Annotated in this window: 17 protein-coding genes and 3 tRNA genes; 11 read left to right on the forward strand and 9 right to left on the reverse strand. The window is 52.5% G+C overall.

Translation table 11 applies throughout. The annotated features are described in order from the left end of the window. Positions 1 to 64 precede the first annotated feature (64 nt). Both fucO and fucA read right to left on the reverse strand, forming a co-directional pair. A complete protein-coding gene (gene fucO / locus OGX97_RS19305; protein ID WP_057067287.1) occupies positions 65 to 1213 on the reverse strand; it encodes a lactaldehyde reductase in 1149 nt (382 codons plus the stop codon). A gap of 11 nt (positions 1214 to 1224) precedes the next feature. Further along, positions 1225 to 1872: an L-fuculose-phosphate aldolase gene (fucA, locus tag OGX97_RS19310; protein WP_003825656.1), complete on the reverse strand. Its 648-nt coding sequence runs from the start codon at positions 1870 to 1872 to the stop codon at positions 1225 to 1227. A 563-nt stretch (positions 1873 to 2435) separates the two neighbouring features. Here fucA and fucP point away from each other — a divergent pair. The 5 genes from fucP (at position 2436) to fucR (ending at position 8289) form a co-directional block, all read left to right on the forward strand. Then, positions 2436 to 3746, forward strand: a complete 1311-nt coding sequence (gene fucP, locus OGX97_RS19315) for an L-fucose:H+ symporter permease (RefSeq protein WP_008785696.1) — start codon at positions 2436 to 2438, stop codon at positions 3744 to 3746. Between the two features lie 31 nt (positions 3747 to 3777). Beyond that, positions 3778 to 5553 carry an L-fucose isomerase gene (gene fucI, locus OGX97_RS19320; protein ID WP_003825648.1) on the forward strand — a complete coding sequence of 592 codons (1776 nt, stop codon included), beginning with the start codon at positions 3778 to 3780 and terminating at the stop codon, positions 5551 to 5553. A 107-nt stretch (positions 5554 to 5660) separates the two neighbouring features. Next, a complete protein-coding gene (gene fucK, locus OGX97_RS19325; RefSeq protein WP_008785697.1) occupies positions 5661 to 7079 on the forward strand; it encodes an L-fuculokinase in 1419 nt (472 codons plus the stop codon). Between the two features lies 1 nt (position 7080). Further along, a complete protein-coding gene (gene fucU / locus OGX97_RS19330; protein WP_048225364.1) occupies positions 7081 to 7503 on the forward strand; it encodes an L-fucose mutarotase in 423 nt (140 codons plus the stop codon). Positions 7504 to 7560: 57 nt separating this feature from the next. Beyond that, positions 7561 to 8289, forward strand: coding sequence for an L-fucose operon activator (fucR, locus tag OGX97_RS19335; protein WP_003825642.1), 729 nt, complete (start codon positions 7561 to 7563; stop codon positions 8287 to 8289). Between the two features lie 35 nt (positions 8290 to 8324). Here fucR and rlmM read toward each other — a convergent pair whose 3' ends face one another. The 4 genes from rlmM to OGX97_RS19355 all read right to left on the reverse strand — a co-directional run bounded on the left by rlmM (position 8325) and on the right by OGX97_RS19355 (position 11342). After that, a complete protein-coding gene (gene rlmM / locus OGX97_RS19340; protein ID WP_003034040.1) occupies positions 8325 to 9425 on the reverse strand; it encodes a 23S rRNA (cytidine(2498)-2'-O)-methyltransferase RlmM in 1101 nt (366 codons plus the stop codon). Then, positions 9418 to 9813, reverse strand: a complete 396-nt coding sequence (locus OGX97_RS19345; RefSeq protein ID WP_003034037.1) for a DUF423 domain-containing protein — start codon at positions 9811 to 9813, stop codon at positions 9418 to 9420. The genes rlmM and OGX97_RS19345 overlap by 8 nt, the downstream gene beginning before the upstream one ends. A gap of 18 nt (positions 9814 to 9831) precedes the next feature. Continuing rightward, entirely contained in the window at positions 9832 to 10749 is a 918-nt protein-coding gene (gene gcvA / locus OGX97_RS19350) for a glycine cleavage system transcriptional regulator GcvA (protein ID WP_003034035.1), read from the reverse strand. 365 nt (positions 10750 to 11114) lie between these two features. Then, a complete protein-coding gene (locus tag OGX97_RS19355) occupies positions 11115 to 11342 on the reverse strand; it encodes a YgdI/YgdR family lipoprotein (RefSeq protein ID WP_003825635.1) in 228 nt (75 codons plus the stop codon). Between the two features lie 192 nt (positions 11343 to 11534). On the opposite strand from OGX97_RS19355, the gene csdA reads away from it, so the two are divergent. Then, positions 11535 to 12740 (forward strand): cysteine desulfurase CsdA, encoded by a 1206-nt coding sequence (gene csdA, locus OGX97_RS19360; protein ID WP_218658965.1) that lies wholly within the window; start codon positions 11535 to 11537, stop codon positions 12738 to 12740. Then, positions 12740 to 13186, forward strand: a complete 447-nt coding sequence (gene csdE / locus OGX97_RS19365; protein WP_103014855.1) for a cysteine desulfurase sulfur acceptor subunit CsdE — start codon at positions 12740 to 12742, stop codon at positions 13184 to 13186. The genes csdA and csdE overlap by 1 nt, the downstream gene beginning before the upstream one ends. A gap of 77 nt (positions 13187 to 13263) precedes the next feature. Here the strand turns inward: csdE and tcdA are convergent, their stop codons facing one another. Beyond that, positions 13264 to 14070: a tRNA cyclic N6-threonylcarbamoyladenosine(37) synthase TcdA gene (tcdA, locus tag OGX97_RS19370; RefSeq protein WP_003825630.1), complete on the reverse strand. Its 807-nt coding sequence runs from the start codon at positions 14068 to 14070 to the stop codon at positions 13264 to 13266. A 108-nt stretch (positions 14071 to 14178) separates the two neighbouring features. Beyond that, on the reverse strand, positions 14179 to 15276 hold the full coding sequence (mltA, locus tag OGX97_RS19375) for a murein transglycosylase A (RefSeq protein WP_008785702.1): 1098 nt from the start codon (positions 15274 to 15276) through the stop codon (positions 14179 to 14181). A 205-nt stretch (positions 15277 to 15481) separates the two neighbouring features. Here mltA and OGX97_RS19380 point away from each other — a divergent pair. The 3 genes from OGX97_RS19380 (at position 15482) to OGX97_RS19390 (ending at position 15897) form a co-directional block, all read left to right on the forward strand. Then, a tRNA-Met gene (locus OGX97_RS19380) sits at positions 15482 to 15558 on the forward strand. Positions 15559 to 15710: 152 nt separating this feature from the next. After that, a tRNA-Met gene (locus OGX97_RS19385) sits at positions 15711 to 15787 on the forward strand. A gap of 33 nt (positions 15788 to 15820) precedes the next feature. Beyond that, a tRNA-Met gene (locus OGX97_RS19390) sits at positions 15821 to 15897 on the forward strand. Positions 15898 to 15971: 74 nt separating this feature from the next. On the opposite strand, the gene amiC is transcribed toward OGX97_RS19390, so the two are convergent. After that, positions 15972 to 17225: an N-acetylmuramoyl-L-alanine amidase AmiC gene (amiC, locus tag OGX97_RS19395; RefSeq protein WP_003034016.1), complete on the reverse strand. Its 1254-nt coding sequence runs from the start codon at positions 17223 to 17225 to the stop codon at positions 15972 to 15974. 235 nt (positions 17226 to 17460) lie between these two features. Between amiC and argA the strand changes: the two genes are divergently transcribed. Then, the gene (gene argA, locus OGX97_RS19400; RefSeq protein WP_003034012.1) at positions 17461 to 18792 is read left to right on the forward strand and encodes an amino-acid N-acetyltransferase; all 1332 of its coding nucleotides are present in this window, start codon (positions 17461 to 17463) and stop codon (positions 18790 to 18792) included. Positions 18793 to 18846 lie beyond the last annotated feature (54 nt).

Here is an 18846-nt window from a genome sequence, read left to right on the forward strand (position 1 = left end):
ATGGCGCTGCGCTTATCCGGCCTACTTATTGTACAACCCTGTAGGCCAGATAAACGCCAGGTGATTACCAGGCGGTATGGTACAGCTCAACGATATCCCCAAGGCTCGCTTCACGCGGATTTCCCCCGGTACAAACATCGTCAAATGCGGCTTGCGCCAGCGCAGGAATATCCTCTTTACGGACGCCAACATCGCGTAGATGCAGTGGGATACCTACATCGCGATTAAGGGCGAAGACGGCATCCACCGCCGCTTTGCGTGCCTCTGCCAGCGTCAGTCCTTCAACCTTAACCCCCATTACCCGGGCGATATCGCGGAATTTTTCCCCGGTGAATTCGGCGTTATAGTGCATCACGTGCGGCAGCAAAATGGCATTCGCGACGCCGTGCGGCGTGTTGTAGAACGCGCCTAACGGGTGTGCCATGCCATGCACTAATCCCAGACCTACGTTGGAGAAACCCATCCCGGCAACGTACTGGCCCAGAGCCATCGCTTCCCCCGCCTGGCTGTCGCCCGCAACGGAACCGCGTAATGACCCGGCAATAATTTCGATGGCTTTAATGTGCAGCGCATCGGTAAGCGCCCACGCAGCCTGCGTGATGTAGCCTTCAATGGCATGAGTCAGTGCATCTACGCCAGTAGCCGCTTTTAATGCGGCAGGCATGCCGTCCATCATGTCAGCATCAATGAACGCCACCTGCGGGATGTCATGTGGATCGACACAAACAAACTTACGCCGATTCTCTTCGTCAGTGATCACGTAGTTAATGGTCACTTCCGCCGCCGTTCCCGCAGTGGTTGGGATAGCCATAACTGGCACGCTCGGGAAGCGTGTCGGCGATAACCCTTCAAGGCTGCGTACATCCGCAAACTCCGGGTTATTGTTAATAATGCCAATCGCTTTACAGGTATCCTGCGGGGAGCCGCCGCCAATGGCGACCAGATAGTCTGCGCCGCTTTGCTGAAAGACACTCAATCCTTCCTGAACTACCGCAATGGTTGGATTAGGAATAACGCCTGAATAGATTTCCCATGCCAGACCTGCAGCATCCATTCGGGAAGTCACCTTCTCAACAATGCCGCACTGCACCAGATTTTTATCAGTCACAATCAATGCTTTGCGATAACCACGACGAATAACTTCATCGGTTAATGCGCCAACAGCTCCCCGGCCAAACCATGCCGTTTCGTTCAGAATCATTCTGTTCGCCATCGTTTTATCTCCTATTCCTCAATACGCAATCCATATGTTTTGAATTTTTCCAGCACAATAGCGATAGCCTCATCGTCCAGTACCGGAACCGGATCGGTAATCGCCAGCGTGCTGAGATAAAGCTGCGCCAGCACTTCCACTTCATGCGCTAACCACAGGGCTTTTTCCAGATTTTCCTCGCAGGCGATCAGCCCATGATGCTGCAACAGCGTTGCTTTTCGGTTTTTCAGCGCTACCGCAACGTGCTCGGAAAGCTCACGCGTACCAAACGTCGCATATGGCGCACAGGGAATTGAGTTACCGCCAGCCGCCGCAATCATGTAATGGATTGCCGGGATTGGCCGATTGAGAATAGAAACAGCAGTACAATGCACGGCATGATTATGGACCACCGCCTGAGCATCGGGACGCGTCTGATAAGCGGCCATATGGAACCGCCACTCGCTGGAAGGTAATTTCCCTTCTTCGTGCTGCCCCTCAGCGTTGATGTACACTATGTGGGATTCGGTGAGTTTGTCATACGGAATACCCGTCGGGGTAATTAACATCCCGTCCTGGTAACGCACACTTACATTACCCGCAGTCCCCTGATTCAACCCCAGACGGGTCATTTCCAGGCAGGTATTGATAATCTGCCGTGCCAGCGTATTTCGTTCCATTACTTACCTCTCTCAGTGAGTCAAAATGCGACAACAGAACATTGCTAATACCTCGACGCTCTGTTGATTTAAGCGGGTATTTGCTAACTATCATCATGCTGAATAAAGAGAAGGGAATTTTTAGCACTGGATTTTGTGATGTTCATCAACTAATAACGCTGAATAAAAACATGCAGGCATAATATTACAATTCCAAAATGTCCGTTCTTAATAAAACCATTGTAAAACGGTCATTTGCGAATAAATTGTTACCATTGCCCGTTTTCCACTTAACTAATTAATTCGGGCATTATCCCTGTGGCTTTTTAATTTATTTTTCTCAAACGGTCATTGTTTTAAAGAAATTAAAGTGATGATAATCACATAAACCCACACCCTGAGCATAAATGTGACCACCATCATATTAATGGCCGGTTTTTATTTGAAAATGAATTCATGAGTTCATTCATGAAGGCCAATTTTATCTGGCAGGTTACCGGAACTCACCTGGATTAGCAGGTTGGTAAAAATCACCAACCGTACTCTTAAGCTGTTGAACATGCTTATGAACTGATGAGGATGCTATGGGAAACACATCAATACAAACACAAAGTTTTCATGCGGTAGAGCGGGGGCAGACAAAAAATTATGTCATTCCCTTCGCGTTACTCTGTTCACTGTTTTTTCTTTGGGCGGTTGCCAATAATCTTAATGACATTTTATTACCACAATTTCAGCAAGCTTTTACATTAACAAACTTTCAGGCTGGTCTGATTCAATCTGCTTTTTATTTTGGTTATTTCGTCATTCCAATCCCAGCCGGGATCCTGATGAAAAAACTTAGTTATAAAGCAGGCATTATTACCGGATTATTTTTATATGCCATCGGTGCAGCATTATTCTGGCCAGCGGCTGAGGTAATGAATTACACCTTATTCCTGATTGGCCTATTTATTATTGCGGCGGGCTTAGGTTGTCTGGAAACGGCTGCCAACCCCTTTGTAACCGTACTGGGCCCGGAAAGCGGCGGTCATTTCCGATTAAATCTCGCGCAAACTTTTAACTCATTTGGTGCCATTATTGCGGTTGTTTTTGGGCAAAGTCTTATTTTGTCTAATGTGCCACATCAATCTCAAGACGTACTCGATAAGATGGCGCCAGAACAGCTAAGCGCCTACAAGCACAGCCTGGTGTTATCGGTTCAAACCCCTTATATGATCATCGTCGCGGTCGTTTTGCTGGTCGCCCTGCTGATCATGTTTACCAAGTTTCCGACCCTGCAAAGTGACGATCACAGTGACAACGCTCAGAGTTCATTCTCCGCGTCCCTTTCCCGCCTGGTGCGCATTCGTCACTGGCGTTGGGCGGTACTGGCGCAGTTCTGCTACGTCGGTGCACAAACTGCCTGCTGGAGCTACCTGATTCGCTACGCAATCGAAGAGATCCCAGGCATGACGCCAGGTTTCGCCGCCAACTACCTGACCGGCACCATGGTGTGCTTCTTTATCGGTCGTTTCTCCGGCACCTGGCTTATCAGTCGCTTTGCGCCGCATAAAGTGCTGGCCGCATATGCCCTGCTTGCCATGATTCTGTGCCTGATTTCCGCCTTCACCGGTGGCCAGATCGGCCTGCTGGCCCTGACGTTGTGCAGCGCATTTATGTCGATTCAGTACCCAACCATTTTTTCTCTGGGGATCAAAAATCTGGGACAAGACACCAAATACGGCTCGTCTTTTATCGTCATGACCATCATTGGCGGCGGCATTGTGACCCCGGTGATGGGCTTTGTCAGCGATGCCGCTGGCAATATCCCGACCGCTGAACTGGTCCCGGCGCTTTGCTTCGCCATCATCTTTATTTTTGCCCGCTTCCGTTCACAAACGGCAGCCAACTGAATATTTATCCGAATAACGTGAGGAATCTGTGATGAAAAAAATCAGCTTACCAAAAATTGGTATTCGCCCGGTTATTGACGGACGTCGTATGGGTGTACGTGAGTCGCTCGAAGAGCAAACCATGAATATGGCTAAAGCTACCGCAGCGCTTATCACTGAAAAACTTCGTCATGCCTGCGGCGCACAAATTGAATGTGTGATTGCCGATACCTGTATCGCCGGCATGGCGGAATCCGCAGCCTGTGAAGAAAAATTCAGCAGCCAGAATGTTGGCGTGACGATTACCGTTACCCCATGTTGGTGCTACGGCAGTGAAACCATCGACATGGATCCGATGCGCCCGAAAGCGATCTGGGGCTTCAACGGCACGGAACGTCCGGGGGCGGTTTACCTGGCCGCCGCACTGGCAGCTCACAGCCAAAAAGGCCTTCCTGCCTTCTCCATCTATGGTCATGACGTACAGGATGCAGACGACACATCTATCCCTGCCGATGTTGAAGAAAAACTGCTGCGCTTTGCCCGTGCCGGCTTAGCGGTCGCCAGTATGAAAGGGAAAAGCTACCTGTCTGTCGGTGGTGTATCAATGGGCATCGCCGGTTCTATCGTCGACCATAACTTCTTTGAATCCTGGCTGGGTATGAAGGTGCAGGCGGTTGATATGACCGAGCTGCGTCGTCGCATTGACCAGAAAATCTATGATGAAACCGAGCTGGAAATGGCGCTGGCGTGGGCGGACAAAAACTTCCGCTACGGCGAAGATCAGAACGCGCAGCAATATAAGCGTAACGCAGAACAAAGCCGCGCAGTGCTGAAAGAAAGCCTGCTGATGGCTATGTGCATTCGCGACATGATGCAGGGTAACAAAAAGCTGGCAGACAAAGGTCTGGTCGAAGAATCCCTGGGCTATAACGCGATCGCCGCAGGCTTCCAGGGCCAGCGTCACTGGACCGATCAATACCCAAATGGCGATACCGCCGAAGCGTTGCTCAACAGTTCCTTTGACTGGAATGGCGTTCGTGAACCGTTCGTTGTCGCAACCGAAAACGACAGCCTGAACGGCGTAGCGATGCTGTTCGGCCATCAACTCACCGGCACGGCCCAGGTCTTTGCCGATGTGCGCACCTACTGGTCGCCAGAGGCGGTTGAACGCGTGACGGGTAAACCGCTGACCGGCCTTGCTGAGCACGGCATCATTCACTTGATTAACTCCGGTTCTGCGGCACTGGACGGTTCCTGCAAACAGCGCGACAGCGAAGGTAAACCGACCATGAAACCACACTGGGAAATCTCGCAGAAAGAGGCGGATGAATGCCTGGCGGCAACCGAATGGTGCCCGGCTATTCACGAATACTTCCGCGGGGGCGGTTACTCATCTCGCTTCCTGACTGAAGGCGGTGTGCCGTTCACCATGAGCCGTATCAACATCATCAAAGGGTTGGGGCCGGTGCTACAAATCGCGGAAGGCTGGAGCGTGGAGTTGCCGAAAGATATGCACGACCAGCTTGATGCGCGTACCAACTCCACATGGCCAACCACCTGGTTTGCTCCGCGCTTAACCGGCAAGGGCCCGTTCAGCGACGTCTATTCCGTCATGGCTAACTGGGGCGCTAACCACGGGGTGCTGACGATTGGTCACGTAGGTGCGGACTTTATCACTCTGGCTGCCATGCTGCGTATCCCGGTGTGCATGCACAACGTGGAAGACGAGAAAATTTATCGTCCTTCCTCCTGGGCCGCCCACGGTATGGATACGGAAGGTCAGGATTACCGCGCTTGTCAGAACTACGGTCCGCTGTATAAGCGTTAAACATCGAGCGATTGCCTGATGGCGGCGCGGCCTACGAAGCACACGGTTTTGTAGGCCGGATAAGGCGAAGCCGCCATCAGGTAATAGGTAATCTCCCAGGAGCAATTATGAAACAAGAGGTTATTCTGGTTCTCGACTGTGGCGCGACCAACGTACGGGCCATTGCCGTTGACCGACAGGGGAAGATTGTCGCCCGCGCAGCGACCCCGAACGCCAGTGACATCGCCGCAGAAAACAGTGCCTGGCACCAATGGTCGCTGGAGGCCATTCTGCAGCGCTTTGCCGACTGCTGTCAGCGGCTTTCCTCACAATTGGCCGCCTGCCAAATTCGCGGGATCGCCGTCACCACCTTCGGCGTGGATGGCGCGCTGGTGGATAAGAACGGAAAACAACTGTATCCGGTGATCAGTTGGAAATGCCCACGCACCGCAGCGGTAATGGAAAATATCCATCGTTATATGTCACCGCAGCAACTGCAGGAAATCTCCGGCGTTGGGGCGTTTAGCTTCAATACGCTGTACAAACTGGTGTGGCTGAAAGAGAACCACCCGCAATTACTGGAACAGGCGCACGCCTGGCTGTTTATCTCGTCGCTTATCAACCAACGTTTAACCGGCGAGTTCACAACTGACATCACCATGGCGGGAACCAGCCAGATGCTGGATATCCAGCAACGTGATTTCAGCCAGGACATTTTGCAGGCAACAGGCATACCGCGTCGCCTGTTTCCGCGCCTGGTTGAAGCAGGCGAACAAATTGGGGTACTGCAACGCGAGGCCGCCAGCCAGCTCGGACTTCCAGAGGGTATTCCAGTCATCTCTGCCGGACACGACACACAGTTTGCGCTATTTGGCGCAGGAGCCCAACAGGATGAACCGGTACTCTCTTCCGGCACATGGGAAATTCTGATGGTACGCAGTGCGCAGGTAAATACCTCCCTGCTCAGTCATTATGCGGGCTCCACCTGTGAGCTGGATAGTCAGGCTGGGCTTAACAATCCCGGTATGCAGTGGCTGGCCTCCGGTGTGCTTGAATGGGTTCGTAAGCTGTTATGGACCGCGGACACGCCCTGGCAAACGTTGATTGATGAAGCTCGGGATATTCCCGCTGGTGCCGAAGGGGTGAAGATGCACTGCGACCTGCTGGCCTGTCAGAATGCGGGCTGGCAAGGGGTTACCCTCAATACTACCCGTGGGCACTTTTATCGCGCCGCGCTGGAAGGACTGACAGAACAGCTGCAGCGGAATCTGCAAACGCTGGAAAAAATCGGCCATTTCCAGGCCACTGAACTGCTATTAGTTGGCGGGGGCAGCCGCAACATCTTGTGGAACCAAATCAAAGCGAACGTTCTCGGGATCCCTGTCAAAGTGCTGGATGATGCCGAAACCACCGTGGCAGGCGCCGCAATGTTTGCCTGGTCAGGCATCGGGGAATTTACCTCTCCGGAGCAGGCACGCGAACAGGTGCGCTATCAGTACCGTTACTTCTATCCGCAAACCGAATCCGAACTCACAGGAGTCGAGTAACATGCTTAAAACGATATCTCCCTTAATTTCCCCCGACTTACTGAAAGTGCTGGCCGAAATGGGACACGGCGATGAGATTATCTTTTCCGATGCCCACTTCCCGGCCAACAGCATGGGGCCGCAGGTCATCCGCGCTGACGGTCTGCTGGTCAGCGATCTGCTGCGGGCGCTTATTCCGCTATTTGAACTGGACAGCTACGCCCCACCGCTGGTGATGATGGCTGCGGTTGAAGGCGACACTCTCGATCCTGATGTTGAGGCTCGCTATCGTCAGGCACTTTCATTACAGACCCCCTGCCCGGATATCACGCGTATTGACCGCTTTGCCTTTTACGAACGAGCACAAAAGGCGTTTGCGATCGTTATCACAGGAGAGCGGGCAAAGTACGGGAATATTCTTTTAAAAAAAGGGGTAACGCCGTAATCTCTGGTCAGAATGCCCGTCAGGTACGGGCATTCATCATTAGATGAGGATCAGAACATGAAAGCGGCGCGCCAGCAGGCAATCGTAGATCTGCTTACTAACCACAAAAGCCTGACAACCGAAGCCCTGGCTTTGCAGCTTAACGTCAGCAAAGAGACCATCCGCCGCGATCTCAGCGAGTTACAGACCCAGGGAAAAGTGTTACGCAACCACGGTCGGGCCAAAGTTATTCACCGGGAAAATCAGGACAGCGGTGACCCATTTCATATTCGACTCAAAAGCCACTATGCGCACAAAGCGGATATCGCCCGTGAAGCGTTGGCCTGGATCGAAGAAGGTATGGTGATTGCCTTAGACGCCAGCTCTACCTGCTGGTATCTGGCGCGACAGTTACCGGACATCAACATTCACGTTTTTACCAACAGCCAGCCCATCTGCCAGGAATTGGCTAAACGTGAACATATTCAGCTTATCAGCTCCGGCGGTCGCCTTGAGCGCAAATACGGTTGCTACGTTAATCCCTCGCTTATCTCGCAGCTAAAACCACTCGAGATTGACCTGTTTATTTTTTCCTGCGAAGGGATCGACAGCGACGGTGCGCTCTGGGACTCAAATGCAACCAACGCAGACTTCAAATCCATTCTGCTTAAGCGTGCATCGCAGTCTTTATTACTGATCGATAAAAGTAAATTTAATCGTTCGGGGGAGGCCAGAATTGGGCATCTGGATGATGTGACGCATATTGTTTCAGATACACAGCTGATTGAAGCAATCCAGGCCGAATAGGGCGATTACGCCGCCATCCGGCCTGGGTTGTAGCCTTATCGCTCGTCGCGACGACCGCCGACGGCAGCCCACAGACGACGTACGTGAACGGTTACTTCTTCACGGTCATGATACAGCTGACGCGCCTGAATCTGGGCATTTACGCCGTGTTCATCAAGCTGGGCCTGAATGTAAGCCAGGTTCTGTGATACCTCTTCGTAGCGTTTTTTCATCGGCAGCTTGAGGTTGAAGATCGTCTCACGACACCAGCCGTTGACCAGCCATTGTGCCATCAGCGCGGCAACCTTCGCCGGCTTCTCCACCATGTCACAGACCATCCACGAAATGTTATTACGATTCGGACGGTACTTAAATCCGTCTTCACGTAGCCAGGTGACCTGCCCGGTATCCATCAGGCTTTGCGCCATCGGGCCGTTATCCACGGAATAAACCCACATGTTGCGTTTAACCAGCTGATAGGTCCATCCGCCCGGGCAGGCGCCTAAATCCACCGCATACATTCCGTTCGCCAGACGCTCATCCCATTCATCGGCAGGGATAAACACGTGCAGCGCTTCTTCCAGCTTGAGCGTTGAACGGCTCGGCGCATCGGCTGGAAACTTCAGACGCGGAATCCCCATGTAAAACGGTGAGTTATTGTCAGGCCAGGAATAGCCGGTATAACAACAGCCAGGGGCGATAAAGAAGACGTGAACCACCGGACGCTTTGGCGTTTCATACTTTGCCAGTACGCCCGCTTCGCGCAGCGCTGCACGCAACGGTACGGTAAATTTACGGCAAAATTTAACCAGCTCTTTGCTTTCATTGGTGTCGGCAACTTCTACTCGCAGATCGCCACCCTTTTCCACCACGCCCTGCAACATGCCAACGATCGGTGTAATACGATCTTCCGGCGGTAAGTATTGCAGCAGCTCGCCCACCACAAACATTTGACGAGCAAAAATCAGCGAACTAAACGGCAGCTCTTTCACTAACTTTTCAGCATCGTCCTGCTGATAGCATTCGAAGATGACGTAACCCGCATTGTCTTTCACGCGGGCAAAACCGAAGATTTCCCGGCGTCCTGCTTTATCCGTAATTTCTGCGGCGCACTCTTTTTCAAAACCTGGGCGACACAACAATACAACCTTATTCATGGCTAACGCCCTTACGTTTCAATCGAATAGCGCCCACTAACATCAGCGCCCAGCCTACGAGGAAGCTGAAGCCGCCGACAGGGGTAACAAACGCCCACAGGCGTAAATGAGAGAGCGCGAGACAATACAGGCTGCCGCTAAACAGCACTGTACCTAATGCCAGAAACACGCTACTCCAGTAAAACCAAATACTAATGCGCCGTTGCATGGCGACGGCCAGGCCAAAGATAGCCAGCGTATGAAACGCCTGATACTCAAGGCCGGTCTGAATCCACCCCATTTCAACAACACCGAGGGTTTTGCTCAGAACATGTGCCCCAAAGGCGCCCAACGCCACAAAGATAAAGCCACTTACGGCGGCAAAAATCAGCATAAAACGGCTGGTCATTTGAATACCCTACGTAAATTATTGTTCATAACGAAAGCGGAATTTTTCTTGTTCCGTGGCCGCTTTCGCCAGAATCCACTGACGGAAGGCGGCTATTTTACCCAGTTCTGCCTGACTGTCATGACAAACCAGATAAAATGCGTTTTTGCTGACCAGAACATCGTTAAACGGACAGACCAGACGTCCGGCTTCAATTTCGGACTGCGCCATGACGTTGTTAGCCAGCGCGATCCCCTGTCCATGGATTGCAGCCTGTAGCACCATGGCGCTATGGCTGAAGATAGGTCCCTGCTGCACGTTGATATGATTCAGGCCAAGCTGGCGCGTATAGGCTTGCCAGTCTCGCCGCGACGCATCATGCAATAAAGTGTGTTTTGCCAGGTCGTCCGGTGTCTTTAGCGGTTTATCACCGGTAAGCAACAGCGGAGAGCAGACCGGCAATAAATATTCTGCGTACAATTTTTCAACGCGCAGGCCCGGCCAGTTGCCGCGTCCGTAGAAAATCGCCACATCAACATCATCAGCCAGTTTGTCTTCCTGACGGTCCACCGCCTGGATCCTGACATCGATTCCCGGATAAGCTGAGTTAAAGCTAGAGAGTCTGGGCACCAGCCATTGGATCGCAAAACTGGGCAATAAACTAACGGTAAGCGCACCTTTTGCACTGCGTGCCTGAAGTTTACGCGTCGCGTCGGTTAATTGCGAAAAAATCTCTTTAATGTCGAGAAAGTAGCTTTGACCTTCTTCCGTTAACAGCAAAGATCGATTGCGTCGACGAAACAGTTTTAGCCCCAAAAAATCCTCAAGTGACTTGATTTGGTGACTTACTGCGGCCTGCGTCACAAAAAGCTCTTCTGCTGCGCGAGTAAAGCTTAAATGACGCGCTGCAGCATCAAAAACACGTAACGCATTTAAGGGTGGTAATCGTTTTGACATGACTTTTAGGCTTTGATGTTAAATGAATTTAACAATTAGCTAACAGGCTGTAACCTATTAGTTTTTTTTATCTGAGCCATTATAAATTGTCCGTTGAGGTTCTACCAGCAAATACCTATAGTGGCGGCACTTCCTGAAGCCGGAACGAAAAGTTTTATCGGAATGCGTGTTCTGGTGGGCTTTTGGCTTACGGTTGTGATGTTGTGTTGTTGTGTTTGCAATTGGTCTGCGATTCAGACCATGGTAGCAAAGCTACCCTTTTTCACTTCCTGTACATTTACCCTGTCTGTCCATAGTGATTAATGTAGCACCGCCAAATTGCGGTGCTTTTTTTTGTCCACATTTCGTCGATGGCCGACCGGCTGTTATTGCTCCAGTTCTACCATCTCTTTCACGTCAGTGCGGTTAATCTGCTGTTTGTTGCCGTTAGCGTCTTTATACGAAATCATCCCCGTTTCATTATCGGTCTGTGGTTTACCATCAGCTACGATTGAGCGGCCATCATTGGTGTGCATCACGTAATTCGAACCAGAACAGGCGCTCAGGGCAAAAGTCAGCATACAGGCAGAAATAATGGCGGCAGTCTTTTTCATCTTCTTCTCCTTAAAGCGATTTATGCTAGATAAAATGAATTCCATAACAGGCAAAAGTATTCGCCTAACACTATTTAGCATAAGACACTGAACGGGCTTTGCCAGGATATCCAGAGTATTCCGATGGTTAGCACAACCCTTGTATCAATGCCCTTTTTGCGCCACGATCGGTTTACTGAACTGAGGAATACCATGAACGCTTTTAACCCCGCGCAGTTTCGCGCACAATTTCCCGCACTCAACGATGCTGGCGTCTATCTCGACAGCGCTGCTACGGCGCTAAAGCCACAGGCGGTCATTGAGGCTACCCATCAGTTTTATAGTCTGAGTGCCGGGAACGTCCATCGCAGCCAGTTTGCTGAAGCCCAGCGCCTGACCGCACGCTATGAAGCCGCGCGGGAAAAAGTCGCACACCTGATTAATGCGTCGGATGACAAAACCATCGTCTGGACCCGCGGCACAACGGAAGCGATCAACATGGTTGCCCAAAGCTATGCGCGTCCACGCCTTCAACCGGGTGATGAGATTATCGTTAGCGCAGCGGAACATCACGCCAACCTCGTTCCCTGGCTGATGGTCGCGGAGCAAACGGGGGCTAAGGTTGTCAAACTCCCACTCACCCCCCATTTATTGCCAGACGTTGAGCGCCTCACGCAGCTCATCACCCCGCGCAGCCGCATTCTGGCGCTCGGGCAAATGTCGAACGTCACCGGTGGCTGCCCGGATCTGGTCCGCGCCATTACGCTCGCCCATGCGGCTGGCATGGTGGTGATGGTTGATGGTGCCCAGGGGATTGTGCATTACCCTGCCGATGTACAGCAGTTGGATATTGATTTCTATGCGTTTTCAGGCCACAAGCTATATGGCCCCACCGGTATTGGCGTGCTGTACGGTAAGCCGGAACTGCTGGAAGCCATGTCTCCCTGGCTTGGGGGCGGTAAGATGATTAGCGAAGTCAGTTTTGACGGTTTCACCACTCAGCCCGCACCATGGAAGCTGGAAGCCGGTACGCCTAACGTTGCAGGCGTTATCGGGCTAAGCGCGGCGCTCGAATGGCTGGCGGACGTCGACGTTGGGCAGGCCGAAAACTGGAGCCGGGGTCTGGCGACGCTGGCAGAAGATGCCCTTGCGAAACGCCCTGGCTTTCTTTCCTTCCGCTGCCAGGACTCCAGTCTGTTAGCCTTTGATTTCGCGGGTGTTCATCACAGCGATATGGTCACTCTGCTGGCCGAATATGGCATTGCGCTGCGCGCGGGGCAACACTGCGCACAGCCGCTGCTGGCGGAACTGGGCGTATCCGGAACACTACGCGCCTCATTTGCCCCTTATAATACCCAAAGCGATGTGGATGCGTTGGTCGCAGCCGTCGACCGCGCGCTGGAAATATTGGTGGATTAATGACAAGCCCTCTGTTCGCCGGACACCCGTTTGGCACAACCGTAACCGAAGAGACGTTACGCAATACCTTTATCCCGCTTACTCAGTGGGAAGATAAATATCGCCAGCTGATTCTGCTGGGTAAGCAGTTGCCGGCGCTCCCGGATGCGCTAAAGGCGCAGGCCAAAGAAATTGCGGGCTGCGAAAACCGCGTCTGGCTGGGACATACCCTTCATGAGAATGGTACTCTGCATTTCTTCGGCGACAGCGAAGGTCGAATAGTACGTGGACTGTTGGCGGTATTACTCACCGCGGTCGAAGGTAAAACGGCAGCCGAGTTACTGGCGCGTTCTCCGATGGCGTTATTTGACGAACTGGGTTTACGCGCTCAGCTCAGCGCCTCGCGTAGCCAGGGACTACATGCTCTGAACGAGGCGATTCTCGAGGCGGCCCAGAAAGCTGGATGACGACGCTGATATGTCTTATCCGGCCTACAACACTGCACGAACCGTAGGTCGGATAAGCGTAGCGACATCCGACACTATCAGGCCTGACGCGCGGCCTTCGCCATCATCTTCTTCAGCGCATGGGAGACAGCAACAAAGCCAAAGGTGGCTGTCACCATGGTGGCCGCGCCAAACCCGGACGCGCAATCCATACGCTTCGGCCCTTCCGCCGTCGCTTTCATCGCACATACCGAGCCATCTGCCTGCGGGTAAACCAGCGCTTCGGTCGAGAACACGCAGTCCACGCCCAGCTTGCCTTTACTGTTTTTCACCACGCCAAAATCGCTTTTCAGCCGCTCACGTAGCTTGGCCGCCAGCGGATCCTGGATGGTTTTTGCCAAATCAACGACCTGAATCTGGGTAGGATCGATCTGTCCGCCCGCACCACCGGTGGTCACCAGCGGAATTTTGTTACGCCGACAGTACGCGATCAGTGCCGCTTTTGGGCGCACGCTATCAATCGCATCGATGACGTACGAAAATCCCGCATTCATATATTCAGCAACGTTATCTGGGGTAACAAAATCATCGACCACGTTCACCCGGCACTCCGGGTTAATCTGTCGGATACGCTCCGCCATCACTTCAGCTTTTGCCAGACCGACGTTATCACGCAGCGCATGGATCTGGCGGTTTGTATTGGTGACGCACACATCATCCATATCAATGAGTGTGATAGCGCCAATACCGGTTCTCGCCAGCGCTTCCGCCGCCCATGACCCTACTCCGCCAATCCCAACCACGCAAACGTGCGATTGGGCAAACAGCTGCAACGCATTTTCGCCATACAGACGTGCCGTACCGCCAAAACGTTGGCGCCAGGCATCGCTAATAACCACAGACATAGAACCTCAAATTCATTAATACCGAGCAGTCTGACTGCCTGATGCCGGCTACGCCTTATCAGGCCTACTCAATAATGTAGGCTTGATAAGCGAAGCGCCATCCGGCAATTAACCGCTGAACACGTTACCCGCACCCGGCGCTGTTTTTAGTACCCATACGCGACCGTAGTGATTATACCACCCGGCACGGTGTCCGGCGTCAGCGCCAATACCCTGATAGATGTCGAAGTGCTGCCCTTTAATAGCCCCACCCACATCTAACGCCACCATCAGGCGCAGTTCGTACTGGCCGGTAAACTTGCCGTTATTGTCCAGTAACGGGACTTCCGCCAGTAACGTTGTGCCCGCAGGAATGATACTACGGTCAGAAGCTACGGACGCGCGGCCAATCAGCGGCACTGCGCTGGCCCCTTTCACCGGCGCAAAAGATTGCGGTTTAAAGAAGACAAACGATGGGTTCTGCTCCAGCAGCTCACGCACTTCGGCTTCGCTGTGCGTTTCACCCCAGTGGCGAATAGCCTGCATCGACATATCTTCTTTTTTCACTTCGCCACGGTCGATAAGCACTTTACCGATACTGCGATAGGCGTGGCCGTTTTTCCCGGCATAGCTAAAGAAGTTGAGCGGGCTGCCATCGCCAAAATCGATGTAACCACTGCCCTGAACATCCATAATGAAGTTATCCATCAGGGAGTTGCTGTATGCCAGAATATAATTGTCGCTTAGCGCGCCCGCGTAGATCTCGGCACGAGAGGGTAAGCGCCCACGTTTTGGCGGCATGCGATAGATAGGATACTGAAACTCGCCCTGGCGCGTATGGCGCGCCTGGATAACCGGTGTGTAGTAACCGGTAAACTGGACGTTACCGTAGTTGTCCGCCCCTTCCATTTGCCAGGCATCAATACCAAACTGGCGCATACTGCGCGTATCACCGCCCGCACGTAACCATTGCTGGATAGCGTTGTAGACGTCGCTCTGGTTGCCGTACAAACGTGGCGAAGCGCTGCGAATTTGATTAACCTGCTCGGCGAAATCACCGGCATTGATTGGCGCGCCAACCGCATCAGGCTGGTTCACCAGTGAGAAAGGCTGGGTAAATTTCCCGTCTTTATACTGCTGCCCACGATCGGTGGGTTTTGAGGAACACGCGGCGAGCATCGCGACTACAGCTCCCGCCAGAAGATATTTTGCCCAACGTCCTTTCATTGTTCTCGTCTTATGTTGCCTGAATGCGAGACGAAGATAACAAACCCCCGAACCTAATGAAATGCGTATACATACCCGAACGCAAATTTTGAGCAAAAAATAACCCAGAATGCGTTGTTTTTGTTCATTTTCACCCTAAAAACGTGATCAAGGTGAAAAAAGGGTTGCATGAAAATGCGAGCAGAGTATAGTGCGCATCCACGGACGCGGGGTGGAGCAGCCTGGTAGCTCGTCGGGCTCATAACCCGAAGGTCGTCAGTTCAAATCTGGCCCCCGCAACCAATTAAAATTTGATGTAAGATTTTTGCAAAGTAGTTCGAATCACAGCAAGGCGGCGACGCAGTGAATCCTTAGGAGCTTACTCCAGTAAGTGACTGAGGTGAACGAGGAAAGCCAACGCTGATGTGGTTTGAAATACGAAGCAAAAAGACGGACGCGGGGTGGAGCAGCCTGGTAGCTCGTCGGGCTCATAACCCGAAGGTCGTCGGTTCAAATCCGGCCCCCGCAACCAATCAAATTTGATAAAATATAAGCAGTACGGTGACGCGGGGTGGAGCAGCCTGGTAGCTCGTCGGGCTCATAACCCGAAGGTCGTCGGTTCAAATCCGGCCCCCGCAACCAACACATTAAACACCTTAACGGGTGTTTTTTTGTTTCTGTCGCCCATAAAAAAAGCGCTTTCCAGCGCTTTTTTGTTATCCCCTTCTCGCCAGCGTCGCCCCATCGGCAAAGTAGGCTTTAATCCCTGCCAGAATCGACTCTGCAACTTCCTGCTGGAAGGTCGCCGTTTTGAGTTTGCGCTCTTCCTCAACGTTACTGATAAATGCCGTTTCGACCAGAATAGACGGGATATCCGGCGCTTTTAGCACCGCAAACCCGGCCTGTTCAACCTGGTTCTTATGCAGATTGTTGATTTTGCCAAGCTTGTTCAATACCGCTTTACCAAACTTCAGGCTGTCGGCGATGGTCAGCGACTGCACCATGTCGAACATGGTGTGGTCGACGTAGCGGTCACCGCTCTTACTGACGCCACCAATGAGATCCGAGGCGTTCTGGGTCTGCGCCAGATATTTCGCGGCGGTACTGGTCGCACCTTTGGTCGAGAGCGCAAACACCGACGAACCGCTGGGTTGTCGACTGGTAAAGGCATCAGCGTGAATAGAGACAAACAGGTCAGCACGCTGCTTCTGCGCTTTCGCCACGCGGACTTTAAGCGGAATGAAAATATCTTCATTTCGTGTCATAAAGACCTTCATGTTGCCCTCTTTCTCTATGAGGGCTCGCAGGCGGCGGGCAATCTGCAGCACCACATCCTTTTCACGCGTCTTGTATTTCCCCACCGCACCGGAGTCTTCTCCGCCGTGGCCTGGATCCAGCATAATGACAATGGGACGATCGCGCCCCGCTTTACCCGGCTGCGGGCCACTTTGTGCAGGTGGCACCTGTTTATCCAGATCGCCCTTGTTGTAATCTTCCAGCAATGCCAGCAGCGGATCCTGAACGTCCTGGGCATTCGCGGGATAGAGATCCATCACCAGACGTTCTTTAAAGCCTGCCACCGGAGCCAGAGCAAAAAGTTGCGGCTTCACATTCTGTTTCAGCTCGAACACCATCCGCACGGTCTTTGGATCAAACTGGCCAACGCGCGCCGACTTAATATACGGATCGTCAGGACGAATCTGCGTCCCAATGCCCTTGAGCACCGAGTTCAAATTAACGTCTTCAATATCCACAACCACACGCTCAGGATTACTCAGGGCAAACTGTTTGTATTTCAGCAGACGGTTAGATTCTACCGTGACGCGAGTGTAGCTGGACGCAGGCCAGATACGTACGGCAACGACCTGACTCACGGCCGCCAGACCCACCTGGCTGACGCTCAAAAGCCACATAGCACCCGCACCTTTCAATAAACGGCGGCGACTGATTGCTGAATTGGATCCCGACATGCTTCTCCCGAGCAAAAGAAATCTTTTTAAGAGGTAATACGTAAAACGTCCGAATTGACCGGAAACTTTAGCGAATGACGCATAATCTGTCATCTATAAAAGGGTAAACATTCTTTTTATATTCACGGCATTACTGAGAAAAATCTTCGGCATGGGTAAAAATTACGCTTGCGCACAGCGCCAAAACAGAATAAAAATACAGAAATTACGAATAATCATGCAATGAGGGTGTGCCGTGGTGAAGGAGCGTAGAACCGAACTGGTACAGGGATTCCGCCATTCTGTTCCCTATATCAATACCCATCGGGGAAAAACGTTTGTCATTATGCTGGGCGGCGAAGCCATCGAGCATGAAAACTTTTCCAGTATCGTCAATGACATTGGTCTTCTTCATAGCCTCGGCATCCGCCTGGTCGTGGTCTATGGCGCACGACCGCAGATTGATGCCAATCTTGCGGCGCATCATCATGAGCCGGTGTACCACAAAAATACGCGCGTTACCGACGCTAAAACGCTGGAGCTGGTCAAACAGGCTGCGGGTTTACTTCAGCTTGATATTACCGCCCGCCTGTCGATGAGCCTGAATAATACGCCATTGCAGGGTGCTCACATCAATGTGGTCAGCGGTAATTTTATTATCTCTCAGCCGCTGGGCGTTGATGACGGCGTAGATTACTGCCATAGCGGGCGTATTCGTCGTATTGATGAAGATGCCATTCACCGCCAGTTAGACAGCGGCGCAATTGTGCTGATGGGCCCGGTCGCCGTTTCCGTCACCGGTGAGAGCTTTAACCTGACCTCAGAAGAGGTCGCCACGCAGTTGGCTATCAAACTGAAGGCCGAGAAAATGATCGGCTTTTGCTCCTCTCAGGGTGTCACCAACGATGACGGCGATATTATTTCCGAGCTGTTTCCTAACGAAGCTCAGGCTCGCGTTGAGTTGCAGGAAGAGAAAGGCGATTACAGCTCCGGCACGGTGCGCTTCCTGCGTGGGGCAGTGAAGGCCTGTCGCAGTGGCGTACGCCGTTGCCATCTGATCAGCTATCAGGAAGATGGTGCATTGCTGCAGGAACTGTTCTCCCGCGACGGGATCGGTACGCAGATCGTAATGGAAAGCGCCGAGCAGATCCGTCGCGCTACCATTAACGATATCGGCGGGATTCTGGAGCTTATCCGCCCGCTGGAGCAGCAAGGTATTCTGGTGCGCCGCTCGCGCGAGCAGTTGGAAATGGAGATCGACAAATTCACGATTATTCAGCGTGATAACCTGACCATCGCCTGTGCCGCTCTGTACCCTTTCCCGGAAGAGAGAATTGGCGAAATGGCGTGTGTAGCAGTGCATCCGGACTACCGTAGCTCGTCACGCGGGGAAGTGTTGCTGGAACGAATCGCCGCGCAGGCCCGGCAAATGGGGTTGAGCAAGCTGTTTGTGTTAACCACACGCAGCATCCACTGGTTCCAAGAGCGCGGCTTCACGCCGGTGGATATCGACCTGCTGCCGGAAAGCAAGAAAGAGATGTACAACTATCAGCGGCGGTCAAAAGTGCTGATGGCGGATTTGGCATAGGAGTGGTTGCCGGATGCGGCATAACTGCCTTATCCGGCCTACATCGCTGGCACA

This window comes from Citrobacter sp. Cpo061 (assembly GCF_030332845.1).
Classification (GTDB): Bacteria; Pseudomonadota; Gammaproteobacteria; order Enterobacterales; family Enterobacteriaceae; genus Citrobacter; species Citrobacter portucalensis.